Source organism: Pseudomonas sp. AD21 (genome assembly GCF_002878485.1).
Taxonomy (GTDB): Bacteria; Pseudomonadota; Gammaproteobacteria; order Pseudomonadales; family Pseudomonadaceae; genus Aquipseudomonas.
In genome coordinates, this window is record NZ_NQYG01000013.1 from 121,723 (window position 1) to 139,334 (window position 17,612).

General features: G+C 61.1%; 16 protein-coding genes. 3 read left to right on the forward strand and 13 right to left on the reverse strand.

Annotation, left to right across the window (positions count from 1 at the left end; translation table 11 throughout):
• Window positions 1-12: 12 nt before the first annotated feature.
• From PseAD21_RS11255 to PseAD21_RS11265, 3 genes are all read right to left on the reverse strand, one after another.
• Entirely contained in the window at window positions 13-1,728 is a 1,716-nt protein-coding gene (locus tag PseAD21_RS11255; protein WP_102355729.1) for a proline--tRNA ligase, read from the reverse strand.
• Between the two features lie 129 nt (window positions 1,729-1,857).
• Window positions 1,858-3,417 (reverse strand): AmpG family muropeptide MFS transporter, encoded by a 1,560-nt coding sequence (locus PseAD21_RS11260; RefSeq protein WP_102355730.1) that lies wholly within the window; start codon window positions 3,415-3,417, stop codon window positions 1,858-1,860.
• Window positions 3,418-3,460: 43 nt separating this feature from the next.
• Window positions 3,461-3,814: an MGMT family protein gene (locus PseAD21_RS11265; protein WP_102355731.1), complete on the reverse strand. Its 354-nt coding sequence runs from the start codon at window positions 3,812-3,814 to the stop codon at window positions 3,461-3,463.
• A 165-nt stretch (window positions 3,815-3,979) separates the two neighbouring features.
• On the opposite strand from PseAD21_RS11265, the gene PseAD21_RS11270 reads away from it, so the two are divergent.
• On the forward strand, window positions 3,980-4,987 hold the full coding sequence (locus tag PseAD21_RS11270; RefSeq protein ID WP_102355732.1) for a DUF481 domain-containing protein: 1,008 nt from the start codon (window positions 3,980-3,982) through the stop codon (window positions 4,985-4,987).
• A 275-nt stretch (window positions 4,988-5,262) separates the two neighbouring features.
• On the opposite strand, the gene PseAD21_RS11275 is transcribed toward PseAD21_RS11270, so the two are convergent.
• Window positions 5,263-5,472, reverse strand: a complete 210-nt coding sequence (locus PseAD21_RS11275; protein ID WP_002554837.1) for a cold-shock protein — start codon at window positions 5,470-5,472, stop codon at window positions 5,263-5,265.
• Between the two features lie 353 nt (window positions 5,473-5,825).
• Between PseAD21_RS11275 and dcd the strand changes: the two genes are divergently transcribed.
• Both dcd and PseAD21_RS11285 read left to right on the forward strand, forming a co-directional pair.
• Entirely contained in the window at window positions 5,826-6,392 is a 567-nt protein-coding gene (dcd, locus tag PseAD21_RS11280) for a dCTP deaminase (protein WP_102355733.1), read from the forward strand.
• 106 nt (window positions 6,393-6,498) lie between these two features.
• Window positions 6,499-6,708: a hypothetical protein gene (locus PseAD21_RS11285; protein ID WP_025110798.1), complete on the forward strand. Its 210-nt coding sequence runs from the start codon at window positions 6,499-6,501 to the stop codon at window positions 6,706-6,708.
• Between the two features lie 47 nt (window positions 6,709-6,755).
• Here the strand turns inward: PseAD21_RS11285 and pdeM are convergent, their stop codons facing one another.
• The 9 genes from pdeM to PseAD21_RS11330 form a co-directional block, all read right to left on the reverse strand.
• Complete coding sequence (pdeM, locus tag PseAD21_RS11290) at window positions 6,756-7,412, reverse strand: ligase-associated DNA damage response endonuclease PdeM (protein ID WP_102355734.1); 657 nt, start codon at window positions 7,410-7,412, stop codon at window positions 6,756-6,758.
• On the reverse strand, window positions 7,412-9,898 hold the full coding sequence (locus tag PseAD21_RS11295; RefSeq protein ID WP_102355735.1) for a ligase-associated DNA damage response DEXH box helicase: 2,487 nt from the start codon (window positions 9,896-9,898) through the stop codon (window positions 7,412-7,414). The genes pdeM and PseAD21_RS11295 overlap by 1 nt, the downstream gene beginning before the upstream one ends.
• A gap of 204 nt (window positions 9,899-10,102) precedes the next feature.
• A complete protein-coding gene (locus PseAD21_RS11300; RefSeq protein WP_102355736.1) occupies window positions 10,103-10,867 on the reverse strand; it encodes an ABC transporter ATP-binding protein in 765 nt (254 codons plus the stop codon).
• Window positions 10,868-10,880: 13 nt separating this feature from the next.
• Window positions 10,881-11,999, reverse strand: coding sequence for a succinylglutamate desuccinylase/aspartoacylase family protein (locus PseAD21_RS11305; protein WP_102355737.1), 1,119 nt, complete (start codon window positions 11,997-11,999; stop codon window positions 10,881-10,883).
• An 11-nt stretch (window positions 12,000-12,010) separates the two neighbouring features.
• On the reverse strand, window positions 12,011-12,721 hold the full coding sequence (locus tag PseAD21_RS11310; protein WP_003222318.1) for an ABC transporter permease: 711 nt from the start codon (window positions 12,719-12,721) through the stop codon (window positions 12,011-12,013).
• Window positions 12,718-13,446 (reverse strand): ABC transporter permease, encoded by a 729-nt coding sequence (locus PseAD21_RS11315; RefSeq protein WP_102355738.1) that lies wholly within the window; start codon window positions 13,444-13,446, stop codon window positions 12,718-12,720. The genes PseAD21_RS11310 and PseAD21_RS11315 overlap by 4 nt, the downstream gene beginning before the upstream one ends.
• Before the next feature lie 57 nt (window positions 13,447-13,503).
• The gene (locus PseAD21_RS11320; RefSeq protein WP_025110791.1) at window positions 13,504-14,286 is read right to left on the reverse strand and encodes a transporter substrate-binding domain-containing protein; all 783 of its coding nucleotides are present in this window, start codon (window positions 14,284-14,286) and stop codon (window positions 13,504-13,506) included.
• 425 nt (window positions 14,287-14,711) lie between these two features.
• A complete protein-coding gene (locus PseAD21_RS11325; protein ID WP_102355739.1) occupies window positions 14,712-16,400 on the reverse strand; it encodes an ATP-dependent DNA ligase in 1,689 nt (562 codons plus the stop codon).
• A complete protein-coding gene (locus PseAD21_RS11330) occupies window positions 16,397-17,431 on the reverse strand; it encodes a ligase-associated DNA damage response exonuclease (RefSeq protein WP_102355740.1) in 1,035 nt (344 codons plus the stop codon). The genes PseAD21_RS11325 and PseAD21_RS11330 overlap by 4 nt, the downstream gene beginning before the upstream one ends.
• Window positions 17,432-17,612: the final 181 nt, after the last annotated feature.

The following is a 17,612-nucleotide window of genomic DNA, read 5'->3' on the forward strand; positions in this document are numbered from 1 at the left end:
CTCTATCTGGATTCAGCGGCGGATACGGGCCTGAAGGAAGGACAGCACGTCGGCCACAGGCAGGGCTTGCGCCTCACCCTCGGTACGGCTCTTGTATTCCAGGTTGCCTTCGGCGAGGCCGCGGTCGCTGACCACGATCCGGTGAGGAATGCCGATCAGCTCCATGTCCGCGAACTTGATGCCCGGGCTGGTTTTCTTGTCGCGATCGTCCAGCAGCACTTCGAAGCCGGCCGCTGTAAGTTCGGCGTACAGCTTGTCGGTGGCTTCGCGCACCTGCTCGGTTTCATAACGCAGCGGCACCAGAGCGATCTGGAACGGCGCCAGGGTGTCGCTCCAGATGATGCCGTTTTCGTCGTTGTTCTGTTCGATGGCGGCAGCCACCACGCGGGATACGCCGATGCCGTAGCAACCCATTTCCAGGGTCACCGGCTTGCCGTTCTCGCCCAGCACTTCGCACTTCATCGCCTTGCTGTACTTGTTGCCCAGCTGGAAGATGTGCCCGACTTCGATGCCGCGCTTGATTTCCAGGGTGCCTTTGCCGTCCGGGCTTGGGTCACCGGCAACCACATTACGCAGGTCGGCAACGGTCGGAACCGGCAGGTCACGCTCCCAGTTCACGCCGAAGTAGTGCTTGTCGTCGATGTTCGCACCGATACCGAAGTCGCTCATCAGCTCGACCGAGCGGTCGATGATGATCGGCAGTGGCAGGTTCAATGGGCCGAGGGAACCGGCGCCCGCGCCAATGGCGTCGCGCAGTTCGGCATCGGAAGCCATGACCAGCGGGCTGGCAACGCCAGGTTGCTGGGCAGCCTTGATTTCGTTGAGTTCGTGGTCGCCACGAATCACCAGCGCGATCAGCTTGCCTTCTTCTTCGGCGTGGACGATCAGGGTCTTGATGGTCTTTTCAATCGGCAGATTGAATTTTTCCACCAACGCGGCGATGGTTTTGGTGTCTGGGGTATCGACCAGGCGCAGCTCTTCGGTCGCAGCGCCGCGCGAGGTTTCGCGTGGCACGGCTTCGGCCTTCTCGATGTTCGCCGCGTAGTCGGAACCGTTGCTGAAGGCGATATCGTCTTCGCCGGACTCGGCCAGCACGTGGAACTCGTGGGAGCCGGCGCCACCGATCGAACCGTTGTCGGCTTCAACCGGACGGAACTTCAGGCCCAGACGGGTGAACACATTGCAGTACGCCTGATGCATGCGGTCGTAGGTGACCTGCAGCGACGCCTGATCGGCGTGGAACGAGTAGGCGTCCTTCATGATGAATTCGCGGCCGCGCATCAAACCGAAGCGTGGGCGGATTTCGTCACGGAATTTGGTCTGGATCTGGTACAGGTTGATTGGCAGCTGCTTGTAGCTGCTCAACTCGTTGCGCATCAGATCGGTGATCACTTCTTCGTGGGTCGGGCCCGCGCAGAAGTCGCGACCGTGGCGGTCTTTGATGCGCAGCAGCTCAGGGCCGTATTCTTCCCAGCGCCCCGATTCCTGCCACAGCTCGGCCGGTTGGGTGCTCGGCATCAACACTTCAAGAGAGCCGGCGGCGTTCATTTCTTCGCGAACGATGGCTTCAACCTTGCGCATTACCCGCAAGCCCATCGGCAGCCAGGTGTACAGGCCCGAAGCGAGTTTGCGGATCATGCCGGCGCGCAGCATCAGCTGGTGGCTGATCACGACCGCATCGGAAGGCGTTTCTTTCTGTGTGGCGAGCAAAAATTGACTGGTGCGCATGGTTGGCCGTTGTCGGTTGCTATGACTGGAAATGACGGAGCAGTGTACCGGCGAGATTTGCCGACGTACAGGATTGCGCTCGGCGGTGAGGCTCAACGGCGGGAATCCTCCCGCCGTATGTGAAATGTCTTACGACTCTTCCACGACGGAGGTCGGTAAAGGTTCGGGTGTTGGTGTCGGGCCTTCGCGGCGGCTTTCCTGGAACCAGTGCAAGGCGATCAGCAACAGGGTTGGTACGCCAAGCAGCGCCGTGATGATGAAGAAGTTGTGGTAGCCGAACTTTTCGACCATCACCCCGGAGTAACCGCCAATCAGGCGCGGCAGCAACAGCATGATCGAGCTGAGCAGGGCGTACTGGGTGGCCGAGAACTTCAGGTTGGTCAGGCTCGACAGGTAGGCGACGAACGCCGAGGTCGCGAGCCCGGAACTGAAGTTGTCCAGAGAAATGGTCACCACCAGCATCTGCAGGTTGGGGCCCATGTCGGCCAGCATCACAAACAGCAGGTTGGTGGCGGCCGACGCTGCGCCGCCGATGAACAGGATCGGCAGGATGCCGAAACGCACGATCAGCAGGCCGCCCATGCCGGCACCGACTAGCGTCATGATCAGGCCGAAGATCTTGCTGACACTGGCGATCTGATCCTTGGTAAAGCCCTGGTCGATGTAGAACACGTTGGCCATCACGCCCATTACCGTGTCCGACATCCGATAGGTAGCGATCAGCCCGAGCAACAGCAAGGCCTGCCAGCGGTAGCGCAGGATGAAGTCGTTGACCGGGGTCAGCACCGGCGCCAGGCCGCGCCGGCCCATGGTCGACAGGCACAGACCGGTGAGCAGGGTGTAAAGGATGGCGCGCAGGAAGGCGCGGTCTTCCAGCAGCAGGTCGAGCGGGCTCATGGTGCCGAACAGCACGCCGGCGAAATCGGTGTTGTAGAGCTGGGTGAACATCGCCGGAACGGACACCAGCAGCACGATCAGCACAAACACCGAGGCCAGTTGATGCACGAAGCTGTAGCGGCCGGCCTGCAGTTGCGTGCGCAGTGGCACCGGCGGTTCGCGCATCAGTAGCGAGGTCAATAAGGCTGGGACCATCAACACCCCGAACAGGGCGTAGGTGCCGGTCCAGGCCGAATGCTGATAGTTGAACCCGGTAGAGCCGAAGCCTTCGGCAAAGAACAGTGCGCCTGCCGTGGCGAGCAGCGCGGCGACGCGATAGCCGGACATGTAACTGGCCGCCAGCGCTGCCTGACGGCTGTCGTCGGCAATCTCCAGGCGATAGGCGTCGACCGCGATGTCCTGGGTGGCGGAGGCGAAGGCGACAATGACGGCAATGGCGATCAGCCAGGACAGGTGTTTCTGTGGATCACAGAAACCCATGCCGATCAGGCCCAGGATCACCAGCGACTGCGAGAGCCCCAGCCACGAGCGGCGCCGACCCAGCTTGCCCAATAAAGGCAGGCGCCATTGGTCGAGCAGCGGTGACCAGACCCACTTGAAGGCATAGGCCAGGCCGATCAGGCTCGCGTAGCCGATGGTTTCACGGGCCACGCCGGCTTCACGCAGCCAGACGGAAAGCGTCGAAAATACCAGCATGTACGGCAGGCCGGCAGCGAAACCGAGCAACAACAGCACGAGCGTCGAAGGACTGGCATAGGCGGCGAGCGCGGCGCGCCAGGTTTTACGGGGCATGGGCTGAAGTCTGCCTCAAGATTGCGAAAACAAAGCGCGCACTCTAACCGCTGTGCTCTACCGGACGCCAGCCATGACGCTGAATATCCACACGATTGTTCAGGATGGTGACGCCTTCAGAGCGCAATCGTGCCCGTTGTTCGTCCCCCGAAGGGCTGCCCACCGGCAGACTGATCCGACCACCGGCGCCGAGTACCCGGTGCCATGGCAGTCTGGTGTCACCGGGTAACTGGCTCAGAGTCCGGCCGACCCAGCGGGCGGCGCGCCCCAACCCCGCCAGTTCGGCCAACTGACCATAGCTGACCACCTTGCCCTCAGGTACTTGGGCAAGGGTGGAATAAAGCGCCGTGCGTCGGATTTGCGCTTCGCTTTCGCGCTCGTCGGTGGGCTCTGTCACGTACGGGGCTCCTGAATGATCTCGGGTTGATGCCTTTCAGCGTAATCCGTGCGGGCCCGGATGAGAAATGAACTCAATGGAAATCGTCCGGTCACTCCTTGTCAGGGGATTATTCCTACGGATAATGCCGACCTTTTTTTGCAATTCTGAGCCTTTGATTCGCTTATGTTGTCCAGAACCCTGCTGTGCCTTGCTGTCTTCAGTGTGTCCACACCCCTGCTTGCCGATACCGTCTGGTTGAAGAACGGTGACAAGTTGAGCGGTAAAATTTCCCTGTTCGATGGCGGCAAATTGCTGATCCAGACCCAGTATGCGGGGGCGGTCACGATTGACTGGAAACAGGTCAAGACCCTTGAAAGCGATCAGGAGTTGCTGGTCAAGCAGGACGCTTACACCGGCGAAAAGGCCAAATCGTTGACCGCTGCCGATGACGGCAAGGTCACCTTGGCCAATGGCGAGGCGCCGAAAACCGTGGAGCTGGCGAGCATCCAGCAGATCCTCAAGCCCAAGCCGGTGGTCGAGGATCTGGTGTGGAAAGGCAATATCGGTCTGGCGATGGATTATCAGCGGGCGGAGAAGGACACCAACGATTACGACATCGACTTCAAGACCTCGGCGCGTCATGGTCGCTGGCGCCATACCGCCGAAGGCGAGTACAACCGTGAAGTGCAGGACGATCAGGTCACCACCAATAACTGGCGCGCCGAATACGCACTCGACCGCTTCCTGACCGACAAATGGTTCTGGCAGGGGCGTCTGAATTACAAGCGTGACTACGTTGAAGAACTGTCGCGTCAGCGTGTGGTCGGTACCGGTCCGGGCTACCAGTTCTGGGATGACGAACTGGGGGCATTCTCGCTTGGCTCGCTGCTTAACCGCACCGATTACGAGTACAGCGATGGCGGCAAGGACAACTTCTACTCGGTCGCCATGAAGTGGGACTACAACCGCTACCTGGTTGGCAAGAAGGTCGAGTTCTTCACCAATGGCGAGCTGGGCAAGCCGCTGTCCGATGTGGCCAATTATGCGCTGGATGCCGAGATGGGCCTGCGCTACAAGGTCACCGACTGGGCGTCGCTCAACCTCAAGGCCGAACGCGATATTATCAGCGGCACCAAGGATGCGGACCTGAACAAAACCCGCTACACCGCAGGGTTCGGCGTGGCCTGGTAAGACGAAGTCAAAAAAATAGCAGCCGCTCGGTTAAGCGAACTCAATGCTCAAAGCAACGAAGATCAATTGTGGGGCTTGTTCGCGAAGACGTCGGCCCGGCCAACATTGATGTTGACTGCCCCAGCGCTTTCGCGAGCAAGCCCGCTCCCACAGAGGATCTGCGTTTAGCTGATCGGCATTGGCCGCGAGGGCTGCTTTTTTTGGCCGCGAAAAACACACGCCCACAAAAAAGCCCCGCTTTTAAGGGCGGGGCTCTTTTCTAAAGAAGCTACAAGTTAGATAACTTGTACTTCTTCAGCTTGCATGCCTTTCTGACCGCGGGTAGCGATGAAAGAAACCTGTTGGCCTTCTTTCAGGCTTTTGAAGCCGTCGGATTGGATAGCTTTGAAGTGAACGAACAGGTCGTCACCGGATTGTGGAGTGATGAAGCCGAAGCCTTTTTCATCGTTGAACCACTTAACGGTACCGGTTTGGCGATTAGACATGGTGTAACTCCTTGAACAAAGATAACTGCGACTCAGGAAGAACCCTGGCCGAGACTGAGTGCAAAGAGCAGGAAAAATTCTTGTAGATGGTTGGATCGAAATTCAACATATCGTGTAGAGATTCTCAGTGACACAAGCAGCACAGTGGCGCCACCTTAACCCTTTTTCCGGAACGTGCCAATGCTTCTTGCGAAGGTTTCGCTGTTTTAAGGATCGGCGGTGTGACGGTTCGTCGCCAGAGCTCGTATTTCCGGGCTGTTCGGCGAGAATTGCAGCGCGGACTTTGAACCCGGCTGCGCGCCCGGTAAGATGCCGGACAGATTTTTTCCACCTCGCTATTCAGGACACCCGCCATGAGCATCAAATCGGACAAGTGGATTCGCCGCATGGCGCAGGAACACGGCATGATCGAGCCTTTCGTCGAGCGCCAGGTACGCGGCAACGACGACAGCCGTGTGATCTCCTATGGTGTGTCGAGCTACGGCTACGATGTGCGTTGCACCAACCACTTCAAGGTGTTCACCAACATCAACTCGTCCATCGTCGACCCGAAAAACTTCGACCCGGGCAGCTTTGTCGACATCCACAGCGACGTCTGCATCATTCCGCCAAACTCCTTCGCCCTGGCCAGCACCGTCGAATACTTCCGTATTCCGCGCAATGTCCTGACCATCTGCCTGGGTAAAAGCACCTACGCGCGCTGTGGCATCATCGTCAACGTCACCCCGCTCGAGCCTGAGTGGGAGGGTCACGTGACCCTGGAATTCTCCAACACCACCAACCTGCCGGCGAAAATCTACGCCAACGAAGGCGTGGCGCAGATGCTGTTCCTTGAATCCGACGAGCAATGCGAAGTGTCCTACAAGGACCGTGGCGGCAAGTATCAGGGCCAGCGCGGCGTGACCCTGCCGCGTACCTGATCCGTCCATCCGACAGTTCGCGGGAATTCTTCGGCGGGCAGACACTCTATGGGGTGTACTGCCCGTTTTTGCTTCTGGCAAAGCGGGCCTTCGCCGAGGAGGTTCCATGAAGATCGATCCGCATATCACCGCCGAACTGGCAAGGCTTGAGCCCAATCAGGTTGGCGTTTTGGCCTGGTCCTTGTTGGCACACCCGTCGCTCAGCATGGCCGGCGGAATTCCCGGTCAGCCTGATCCCGATACCCCCAACGAGCAGCCGACCGAGCCGGGCGAGCCAACCCTGCCGGACGAACCACCACCCGCGCCCGTCGCCTGATCTGCGGCACCCACGAGTGGCCAGTCAGCTGAGGTTTGCCAAAGACCTCAGCTGACTGGCCATATTTCGTTATCGCCGACGACAAGAATCCTGCAATGGGCGTCTATTTGCACTGGATAACCGCCGGTAAACGCGCCAAACGCCGGTAACAGGCTCAAACGCTCGCCCAGCCTGAAACACGCCAGGCGCAAGCTTTGTCTTCCCCGCCCATTGAGCCGATAAACCGGATGTACGTGGCCTGCCAGCACATGCCGTTCAGGATGGGGGATTGGTTCGTGTTGTAGGGCAAACGGTCCGAGCAGCAAAGGTTCCGACACTACTCTGATGTTCAACGATGCCGGTGGATCGCCAGCGCGTTTGTCGTGGTTGCCGCGAATCAACGTCATCGGCAGATCTGCATGACGTGCGCGCCATTCGGCCAAGGCATTCAGCGTGCCCGCCGCATGCGAACCGGGGCCGTGCAGAAAGTCACCGAGGAAAATCAGTTGCCGGCAGGGCAGCTTCGCCAGCAAATGGTCCAGTACCTCGATGTTCGTCGCTGTGGTGCCCTGCGGCACTGGCTGACCGAGGCGGCGATACGCCGCTGCCTTGCCGAAATGCACATCGGCGATCAGCAGCGCCTGTTGTGCCGGCCAGTACAGGGCTTTTTCCGGCAGCAGCCAGAGTTCTTCGCCGGCCAGACGCACCGGATAACCGCTACTCATCAGGTTTTATCCTTGTCGGCTGATTTCTCCAGATCGCCGACCATGCGCCGGATACGATCGGCGAGTTTTTCCGAGCTCATGCTTTCACGCATGCGCTCCACCAGCAGCGGAAAGCCCAGCGGCGTGGGACGTTTGATCAGGTGCAGGTCCAGTTGCATCCGGTTGATCCGCTCCAATGTCTGTTCCAGACGACGAATATCCAGTTCTTCGCGCAGGACTTCTTCCCCGGCCTGAGCCAGCAACAGGTTGTCGGCGTCATATTGCTTGAACACTTCGAAGAACAAGCCGCTTGAGGCCTGCACCTGGCGTATGCTCTTCGGCGCGCCGGGGTAGCCGGCAAACACCAGCCCGGCGATCCGCGCGATTTCGCGAAAACGCCGCAACGCCAGTTCTCCGGCATTGAGGCTGGCCAACACATCGTTCAGCAACTGCTGCGGACTGAGCAGCGCTATATCGAGTTGCTCAGACCAATCGACCGGCGTGGCACTGAGCAATTCCAGTCCGTAATCGTTGACCGCAATCGAGAACGTCAGCGGCTGACGCTGACTGATCCGCCACGCCAGCAGACTGGCGAGCCCCAGATGCACCTGGCGCCCGGCAAACGGGTAGAGGAAAAGGTGCCAGCCCTCGCGGGACTTCAGCACCTCTGCCAGCAGATTATCGGAGGTGGGCAGGCCCGACCAGCGCGCCTGGGTTTGCAGCAACGGTTGCAGCGCCTGCATTTCCGGCCCGGCGAACTCACCCCGCGCCGCTGCACTGAAGCGGCTGACCACGGCCTCGGCCAGTTGGTTGGAAAGCGGCATTCGTCCGCCATTCCAGCGTGGTACGGCGGCTTTTTTCGCGGTGCTGCGTTTGACGTAAGCGGTCATGTTTTCCACCCGGACCAACTCCAGCAACCGCCCGGCGAACAGAAAGCCGTCGCCCGGTTTCAGCCGTGCAATAAAGCCTTCTTCGACGCTGCCCAATTGTTTGCCGCCGCCACCCTTGCTCCAGAATTTCAGATTGATGCTCGCGTCGCTGACGATGGTGCCGATGCTCATGCGATGCCGGCGAGCGAGGCGTGCATCGGGGACGCGCCAGACGCCGTGTTCGTCCGGATCGACCCGGCGGTAATCCGGATAGGCTGTCAGAGACAGGCCGCCGTGGCGTACGAACGCCAGCGCCCAGGCCCAATCTGCCGGCGTCAGGTCGCGATAGGCCCAGGCGCCTCGGACTTCGTCGTACAGTTCCTCGGGAATAAAACCACCGCCCAAGGCCATGCTGACCAGATGCTGCACCAACACATCCAGTGGTTGCTGTGGCGACAGGCGCGGTTCGATGCGCCGTTGCTCCACGGCATCGCTTGCGGCGGCGGCTTCGATCAGCTCCAGGCTGTGGGTCGGCACCAGCGTCACCCGCGAGGTGCGCCCCGGCGCGTGACCGGAGCGCCCGGCACGTTGCATCAGCCGCGCGACGCCCTTGGCTGAACCGATTTGCAGCACCCGTTCCACTGGCAGGAAGTCCACGCCCAGATCCAGGCTTGAGGTGCAGACCACGGCTTTCAGTAGTCCGTCCTTCAACGCCTGCTCCACCCAGTCGCGGGTCTCGCGAGACAGCGAGCTGTGGTGCAGCGCTATCAACCCGGCCCAGTCCGGCCGTGCTTCGAGCAACGCCTGATACCAGATTTCCGACTGCGCCCGGGTGTTGGTGAACACCAGGCTGCTGGCGCAGGCGTCCAGTTCAGTCACCACCTGCGGCAGCATCTTCAGACCGATGTGCCCGGCCCACGGAAAACGCTCGATGGCCGGTGGGATCAAGGTGTCGACCTGCAGCGGTTTGTCGATTTGACCCTGCACCGTCACGCCGCCGCCCTGTGGGATCAACACCTGTTCGGCGTGGGATTGATTACCGAGCGTGGCGGAAACGCCCCAGACGATCAGATCGGGTTGCCATTGGCGCAGGCGTGCCAGCGCCAGTTGCAGTTGCACGCCGCGCTTGTTGCCGAGCAATTCGTGCCATTCATCGACGACGATCATGCGCAGGCTCGACAGTGCGGCTTTTGCATCGGCGCGGGCGAGCAGCAGGGTCAGGCTTTCCGGGGTGGTGATCAGCGTGGTCGGCAAGCGCCGACCCTGACGAGCGCGTTCGGCGCTGCTGGTGTCGCCGGTGCGCAGGCCGATGCTCCACGCAATCTGCAGATCGCTGACCGGCGCTTGCAGGGCGCGGGCGGTGTCGGCGGCGAGGGCGCGCATTGGCGTGATCCACAGCACGGTCAGCGATTCGGCCGGCGCTTTGCGTTTGCTGATCGTTGCAGCTGGCGGCAGAGCGCGGGCGAAGCGATTGAGCGCGGCGAACCACACCGCGTAGGTTTTGCCGGCCCCGGTGCTGGCGTGAAGTAACCCCGACTGACCTTTTTCGACGGCGGCCCACACCTGTTTTTGAAAGGCGAACGGCTTCCAGTTGCGTGTGCGGAACCAGGTTTTTGCGAGGTCGGGGGATGTTGCCATGCCTGCTGCGCGCGCTCTGGAGGTGTTCTTCCAGTGACCACGACGTTGCCGGACAAGTTTAATTTTGTGCACGCGCACACTCCTGTGGGAGCGGGCTTGCTCCGGGCGGCGTTCCGACGAAGGCGATGTGTCAGTCAACATTGTTTTGACTGGCATACCGCCTTCGCGAGCAAGCCCGCTCCCACAGGGGAATTGTGGAGGGAGTTATTTCAGGTTACCGCTGAGGAACTGTTTCAGCCGCTCGCTCTTCGGGTTGCCCAGCACGTCTTCCGGTGCGCCTTCTTCTTCCACCAGCCCTTGGTGAAGGAACAACACCTGGCTGGAGACTTTGCGCGCAAAGCTCATTTCGTGCGTCACCATGATCATGGTCCGGCCTTCCTCGGCCAGCCCCTGAATCACCCGCAGCACTTCGCCCACCAGCTCCGGGTCGAGTGCCGAGGTCGGTTCGTCGAACAGCATCACTTCCGGCTCCATCGCCAGCGCCCGGGCGATCGCCACCCGTTGTTGCTGGCCGCCGGAGAGAAACGCCGGGTACTGATCGGCGACTCGCGCCGGCAGGCCGACCTTGTCCAGATAACGGCGTGCGCGGTCGTCGGCTTCCTGTTTGCTGCACCCCAGCACCCGGCGCGGGGCCATGGTGATGTTTTCCAGCACAGTCATGTGGCTCCACAGATTGAAGTGCTGGAACACCATCGCCAGTCGCGTGCGCAGGCGTTGCAGTTCATTCGGGTCGGCGACGTGCATGCCGTGGCGGTCGCTGACCATGCGGATCGCCTGGCCGTCCAGGCTCATGGCGCCGTCGTTGGGTTGTTCGAGGAAGTTGATGCAGCGCAGGAAGGTGCTTTTGCCCGAGCCGCTGGCACCGATCAGGCTGATCACGTCTCCAGTCTTGGCCTTGAGCGAAACGCCTTTGAGCACCTGATGGTCGCCATAGCTTTTGTGCAGGCCTTCAACGGTCAATTTGTACATGAGACAGACATCCTCAAGGCGAAAGTAGGTAGCCGCTGCGATAGGCTTCGGCGCCCGCCACGTGGGCGATCACCATGCCGGCAGTGGCCATGCGTCGCAGCGAGCGGGCGTACATCACGCCGGCAGCGGTGCAGCAAATGGGGGTGACCCGATCACTGATCGGGTCGATGATTTCGGCAATCTGTTGCCCGGCTTGCAGGTACTGCCCGGCTTGCGCGGTGTAAACCAGCAGCCCGCCGACCGCTGTCGCGACCGGTTCGACACCGGCCAGTGGCGTGGCGGGGAAGGGCAAGGACGGCTGCGGCCGGGTTTCGCCGACGATCGCATCGAACTGGATCAGGTAATCGATCAACGCCTGGCAGTCACGGCTGGCCATCGGGTGATTGACGTCACCCTGGCCGCGCAACTCCACCGTCACCGAGAAACTGCCCAACGGAATCTCGAAGTGTTCGCCGAAGCGCTCCTGCAGTTGCCACCACAACAGTGTGAAGCATTCGTCGAACGACTGGCCGCCGGAGTCGGTCGCCAGCAGGCTGGCCTGGGACTCGATGTAACGCGCCAGCGGCTCGACCTGCGGCCACGCCTCGGGGGTGGTGTACAGGTGAACCACGGATTCGAAATCGCAGTGCAGGTCCAGCACCATGTCGGCATCGCACGCCAGCCGTTGCAGGGTCAGGCGCTGGGATTGCAGTTGCGTGCCGGCGGTCTGGCGGGCGAGGGCGTGGCGCAGGCTGGCGCGGATCAGTTCAAGGTTGCGCTGCGGGTCATCGCCCAGCTTGCCCTCGATGTCATTGCCGATTTCTTCGCTGAGGTCGACAAACCAGCGATTGAAATTCTGCCCGCTCTCCATCTCGTAACGGCCCAGCGGCACGTCCATCAGCACCTGTTCGAGGCCGACCGGATTGGCCACCGGCACCAGCACGATCTGGCTGCGCAGGCGCCCCGCGGCTTCCAGCTCCGCCAGGCGCTGCTTGAGGTGCCAGGCCACCAGCATGCCGGGCATTTCGTCGGCATGCAGCGAGGACTGGATGTAGATCTTGCCTTTGGCCTGCTCCGGGCCGAAGTGAAAGCTGTGGATCTGTCGTGCGGTCCCCGGCACCGGGGCCAACAGGTCATGGATCTGGTGTCGCATTACAGGGTTTCCTAGTGGGTCGGCCCGAGGAAGGCCAGCCATCGGCGTTCGGCGAGACGGAACAGGCCGACCAGCGCAAAGGTAATGGTCAGGTAGATCAGCGCGGCGATGCCGAACGACTGGAAGGTCAGGTAGGTCGCCGAGTTGGCGTCCCGCGCGACTTTCAGGATGTCGGGGATGGTCGCGGTGAAGGCCACGGTGGTCGAGTGCAGCATCAGGATCACTTCGTTGCTGTAATACGGCAACGAACGGCGCAGCGCCGAGGGCATGATCACGTAGGCGTACAGCTTCCAGCCGGTCAGGCCATAAGCCTTGGCGGCTTCGACTTCACCGTGGTTCATGCTGCGGATCGCCCCGGCGAAAATCTCCGTGGTGTAGGCGCAGGTGTTCAGGGCGAACGCCAGGATCGTGCAGTTCATCGCATCGCGAAAGAAACTGTCGAGCAGCGGCTGCGCGCGCACGGCGGCGAGGCTGTAGATGCCGGTGTAGCAAATCAGCAACTGGATATACAGCGGCGTGCCACGGAACAGGTAGGTGTAGAACTGCACCGGCCAGCGCACATAGAAGTGCGACGAGACCCGAGCGATCGACAGCGGGATCGACACCAGGAAGCCAATGAAGATCGACGCACTGAGCAGCCACATGGTCATCGCCAGACCGGTGATGTTGTTGCCGTCGGTATAAAGGAACGGTTTCCAGTATTCCTGCAGGAGTTCGATCATCGTACGGCCTCCCGTGCGCCCGCGGCGTAACGGCGCTCGAGCCAGCGCAGGATGACGTTCGATGCACTGGTGATCAGCAGATAGATCAAGGCGGCAAGTACCAGGAAGTAGAACAGTTGATAGGTGCTTTTACCGGCGTCCTGTGCGGCCTTGACCAGGTCGGCCAGGCCGATGATCGAGACCAGCGCGGTGGCCTTGAGCATCACCATCCAGTTGTTGCCTATGCCCGGCAGGGCGAAACGCATCATTTGCGGGAACACCACGAAGCGAAAGCGCTGACCGCGTTTGAGGCCGTAAGCGGTCGCCGCTTCAACCTGACCGCGAGGCACGGCGAGGATCGCGCCACGGAAGGTTTCGGTGAAATACGCGCCATAGATGAAGCCCAGCGTAATCACGCCAGCGGTGAACGAGTCGATCTCGATGTAATCCCACTCCATGACGTCGGTCAGCGCGGTCAGCCAGGTTTGCAGGCTGTAGAAGATCAGCAGCATCAGCACCAGGTCCGGCACCCCGCGAATCAGCGTGGTGTAGAGCTGGGCAGGCAGGCGCAGCAGTCTGGATTTCGACAGTTTGGCACTGGCGCCCAGGAGGCCGAGCAACACGGACACCAGCAGCGACAACGCCGACAATTTGATGGTCATCCAGGTGCCTTCCAACAGCAACGGACCGAAGCCCTTGAGGCTGAAGGCGGTGAGCCCCAGATTTTGTAAGAGGTTTTCGAACATAAATCAGCAACCTGAGCGGATAGAAAAGGCGCCCATCGAGGGATGGGCGCCAGGGCATTATTTACCGCTGTACAGATTCAGATCGCCAAAGTGTTTCTTTTGAATCTCGGCGTATTTGCCGTCGTCGTGTAACGCTTTGATACCTTTATCTAAAAGCGCCTTCAGCTCTTTGTTACCTTTCTTAATACCGACAGCGGTTTTGGCTGGCAGCAATTCGCTGTCAACCGGCTTGCTGACTTCGTAAGCGGCACCATCAGGCGACTTCAAAAAGCCCAGTTCGGCTTGCAGCATGTCCTGGATCGAGGCGTCGAGACGGCCATTTTTCAGGTCGGCGTAAACCTGATCCTGGTTGGCGTAAGCCTGGATTTTCACCCCGGCCTTCTCCAGCACGGCCTTGGCGTAGGCTTCCTGAATGGTGCCTTGCTCGTAACCGACGGACTTGCCCTTCAGCGAAGCGATGTCATCGCTCAGGCCGGAACCCTTCTTGAACACATAGGAAGTCGGGCCGGAGAACAGCTCGCTGGAGAAGTCGATAGCCTTTTCGCGGGCCGGGGTCACGGTCATCGACGAGATCACACCGTCGAATTTGTTGGCGTTGAGGCCCGGAATCATGCCGTCGAAGTCGCTTTCAACCCATTTGCACTTGACCTTCAGCTCGGCGCAGATCGCGTTGCCCAGGTCGATGTCGAAGCCCACCAGGCTGCCGTCGGCCGCTTTCGACTCGAACGGTGCGTAGGAAGGATCAACGCCAAAACGCAGCTCTTTGTATTCCTTGGCCAGCGCGGAGCCGGCAGCCATGCACAACGCCAGTGCAGAAAGGGTCAGCAATGCTTTTTTCATTATTCAATCCCTAAGAACCAATATGAGCGCTTGTGGCGCAGAATTATTGTTACTGGAACGCGTACGACCTATAGAAAGTAGCAATTTCCGAACCAGAGTCCCGAACAAGTGTTTTAAAAGGTTGGGGGAGGGGGCGACGAGAGGGATTGGTGCACGGAAATGGACGTCCGTTAACGACTGCACCAAGATGGGTCGATGCAGGCATTTCTTTATGGTTGAGAGACCTTGGGGTGAGGCGGTGATTTGTGGTGAGTGGATCTGTGGTGAGGGGATTTGTCCCCGATGGGTTGCGAAGCGGCCCCCAGTGTTCTTTCAGCAAACCGCGTGTACCGGATTTGCGGCTGCTGCGCAGCCGATCGGGGATAAATCCCCTCACCACAGGGAATTCATTCAGGACGATTGGAGGTTTGTCCCGGAAAACCGGGTCAGGCCAGCAGATCCTGCAGCGTCGCCAGGCTATCCGCTTCATCCACGTGCTTGTCCTGCCGCCAGCGCAGCATCCTTGGGAAGCGCACGGCGATCCCGCTCTTGTGCCGGCGCGACAGGGCGATGCCTTCGAAACCGAGCTCGAACACCAGGCTCGGCTTGACGCTGCTGACCGGGCCGAATTTTTCCACGGTGGTCTTGCGCACGATGCTGTCGACCTGGCGCATTTCCTCATCGGTCAGCCCCGAATAGGCCTTGGCGAACGGCACCAGTGCGCGTTGGCTGGACTCGGGCGGGCCATCCCACACCGCAAAGGTGTAATCGCTGTACAGGCTGGCGCGCCGCCCATGACCGCGCTGCGCGTAGATCAACACCGCATCGACGCTGAACGGGTCGACCTTCCACTTCCACCACACACCCATGTCCTTGGTCCGGCCCACGCCATACAGCGCATCGCGGGCCTTGAGCATCATGCCCTCGACCCCCAATCGCCGCGACGCTTCACGCTGGCGGGCGAGGTCGAACCAGTCGCTGCCAGTCAGAACCGGTGAGGGCAGTAACACCGGGGTGTTACTGCGGGCGATGACCTGTTCCAGTTGCGCACGCCGTTCGGCTTGCGGGCGGTTGCGCCAATCCTCGCCCTGCCATTCCAGCAAGTCGTAGGCGAGCACCGCCACCGGCACCTCTTCGAGGATTTTCTTGTCGAGAGTCTTGCGCCCGATGCGTTGCTGCAGCAGGGCGAACGGTTGCACGGCCGGCGGCGCTGTCGATTGCGGATCGAAAGCGTCTTCGGTGCTCGGGTGGGTGCTTTTCCAAACCACGATTTCGCCGTCGATCACCGTACCGTCGGGCAACCCATGTACCAGAACGTCGAGTTCCGGGAAGCGCTCCGTGACCAGCTCTTCACCCCGCGACCAGACCCACAGACGCCCGTCACGCTTGACCACCTGCGCCCGGATGCCATCCCACTTCCATTCTACCTGCCAGTTGCTCGCCGGCCCCAGCAGCGCTTCAAAGTCTTCCACCGATTGCGACAAGGCGTGCGCGAGGAAAAACGGGTAGGGCTGGCCGCCGCGCTGGGCGTGTTCGTCGGCAGATTCTGCGGCGATCAGTTTCAGGTAGCTGGCGGCATTCGGTCGGTTCGACAGGTCGGTGTAACCCACCAGCCGCTGCGCCACGCGCTTGCTGTCCAGGCCCGCCATCGACGCCAAGGCGCGGGTGACCAGCAGTTTCGATACCCCGACGCGAAAGCTGCCGGTGATCAACTTGATGCACAGCATCAGGCTCGGCCGATCCAGTTGCGCCCACAGCGTTGGCAAGTGGCGGGCGAGGTATTCCGGGGTTTCACCGCGCAACGGCAGCAGCTTGTCTTCGATCCATTCGGCCAGGCCCGCCTCGGAGCTGTGCGGGTTTTCCGGTAGCACCAGCGAAATGGTTTCCGCCAGATCGCCGACCGCCTGGTAACTCTCCTCGAACAGCCACGGTTCGAGCCCCGAGGCCTCGACGGCCAACTCGCGCAGGGTACGCACCGGCACCAGTTGCCGTGGGCGCCCGCCGGACAGAAAGTACACCGCCCACGCCGCGTCCTGCGGTGCCGCCTGGGCGAAGTAGTTTTGCATGGCCGTCAGTTTGGCGTTGCTCGACGTGGTGGCGTCGAGTTCGGCGTACAACTCGGCGAAGGCTTTCATGCTTGTACCTCGGCGATAACCGGCTCGGCGCCAATGCTTTCCTCTTCGTCGTCGCCGTATTCGGTGTTGAAACCGTGCGCGTCCAGACCTTGTTCGCGCAGATGACGCACCAGCACGCCGATCGAGCCGTGCGTGACCATCACCCGCTCGGCGCCGGTCTGGTTGATGGCCCAGAGCAGGCCGGGCCAGTCGGCGTGATCCGACAGCACGAAGCCGCGATCCACGCCACGCCGTCGGCGGGTACCACGCAGGCGCATCCAGCCGCTGGCGAAAGCGTCGCTGTAGTCACCAAAACGGCGCATCCAGGTGCTGCCACCGGCCGAGGGCGGGGCGATGACCAGTGCCTGACGCATGATCGGGTCGGACTTCTTCACATCGCCGGCGTAGATCGTCGGCGGCAGGTACACCCCGGCCTCGCGGTAGACCCGGTTCAGCGGTTCGACCGCGCCATGGCTGAGGATCGGCCCGAGGCTGGGGTCAATGCCATGCAGAATCCGCTGGGCTTTGCCGAATGAATAGCAGAACAGCACGCTGGCCTTGCCGGCGGCGATGTTCGCCTGCCACCACTGATTGATCTCGCTGAACACCTGCGCCTGCGGCTGCCAGCGGTAGATCGGCAGGCCGAAGGTCGATTCGGTGATGAAGGTGTGGCAGCGCACCGGTTCAAACGGCGCGCAGGTGCCATCGGGTTCGATCTTGTAGTCGCCGGACGCGACCCAGACTTCACCGCCGTATTCCAGGCGCACCTGAGCCGAACCGAGCACATGCCCGGCAGGGTGGAAACTCAGGGTCACCCCATGATGAGTCAGACGCTGACCGTAGGCGAGGGTTTGCAGATGGATGTCCTGGCCGAGGCGGGCGCGCAAGATCCCTTCGCTGGCGCTGCTGGCAAGGTAGTGCTGGTTGCCGCTACGGGCGTGATCGCCGTGGGCATGGGTGATCACCGAGCGCTCGACCGGGCGCCACGGGTCAATATAGAAATCCCCGGCAGGGCAGTACAAACCTTCGGGGCGGGCGATAACAAGATCCATGTCGTTACCAGAATGGAGGGGCTTGTTAGCTATGAGGTTGGCGCGAAGTCAGAAGTTCTATTGATTTTGCGGATACCGCACGATCGTTCCCACGCTCTGCGTGGGAATGCCTCAAGGGACGCTCTGCGTCCAGTGACGCGGAGCGTCACGGGCTGCATTCCCACGCGGAGCGTGGGAACGA

Bases quoted from the DNA above. Each gene is read 5' to 3' on its own strand.
- PseAD21_RS11255 (WP_102355729.1), bottom strand. From the start codon at position 1,728: ATGCGCACCAGTCAATTTTTGCTCGCCACACAGAAAGAAACGCCTTCC.
- PseAD21_RS11260 (WP_102355730.1), bottom strand. From the start codon at position 3,417: ATGCCCCGTAAAACCTGGCGCGCCGCGCTCGCCGCCTATGCCAGTCCT.
- PseAD21_RS11270 (WP_102355732.1), top strand. From the start codon at position 3,980: ATGTTGTCCAGAACCCTGCTGTGCCTTGCTGTCTTCAGTGTGTCCACA.
- PseAD21_RS11275 (WP_002554837.1), bottom strand. From the start codon at position 5,472: ATGTCTAATCGCCAAACCGGTACCGTTAAGTGGTTCAACGATGAAAAA.
- dcd (WP_102355733.1), top strand. From the start codon at position 5,826: ATGAGCATCAAATCGGACAAGTGGATTCGCCGCATGGCGCAGGAACAC.
- PseAD21_RS11285 (WP_025110798.1), top strand. From the start codon at position 6,499: ATGAAGATCGATCCGCATATCACCGCCGAACTGGCAAGGCTTGAGCCC.
- pdeM (WP_102355734.1), bottom strand. From the start codon at position 7,412: ATGAGTAGCGGTTATCCGGTGCGTCTGGCCGGCGAAGAACTCTGGCTG.
- PseAD21_RS11295 (WP_102355735.1), bottom strand. From the start codon at position 9,898: ATGGCAACATCCCCCGACCTCGCAAAAACCTGGTTCCGCACACGCAAC.
- PseAD21_RS11300 (WP_102355736.1), bottom strand. From the start codon at position 10,867: ATGTACAAATTGACCGTTGAAGGCCTGCACAAAAGCTATGGCGACCAT.
- PseAD21_RS11305 (WP_102355737.1), bottom strand. From the start codon at position 11,999: ATGCGACACCAGATCCATGACCTGTTGGCCCCGGTGCCGGGGACCGCA.
- PseAD21_RS11310 (WP_003222318.1), bottom strand. From the start codon at position 12,721: ATGATCGAACTCCTGCAGGAATACTGGAAACCGTTCCTTTATACCGAC.
- PseAD21_RS11315 (WP_102355738.1), bottom strand. From the start codon at position 13,446: ATGTTCGAAAACCTCTTACAAAATCTGGGGCTCACCGCCTTCAGCCTC.
- PseAD21_RS11320 (WP_025110791.1), bottom strand. From the start codon at position 14,286: ATGAAAAAAGCATTGCTGACCCTTTCTGCACTGGCGTTGTGCATGGCT.
- PseAD21_RS11325 (WP_102355739.1), bottom strand. From the start codon at position 16,400: ATGAAAGCCTTCGCCGAGTTGTACGCCGAACTCGACGCCACCACGTCG.
- PseAD21_RS11330 (WP_102355740.1), bottom strand. From the start codon at position 17,431: ATGGATCTTGTTATCGCCCGCCCCGAAGGTTTGTACTGCCCTGCCGGG.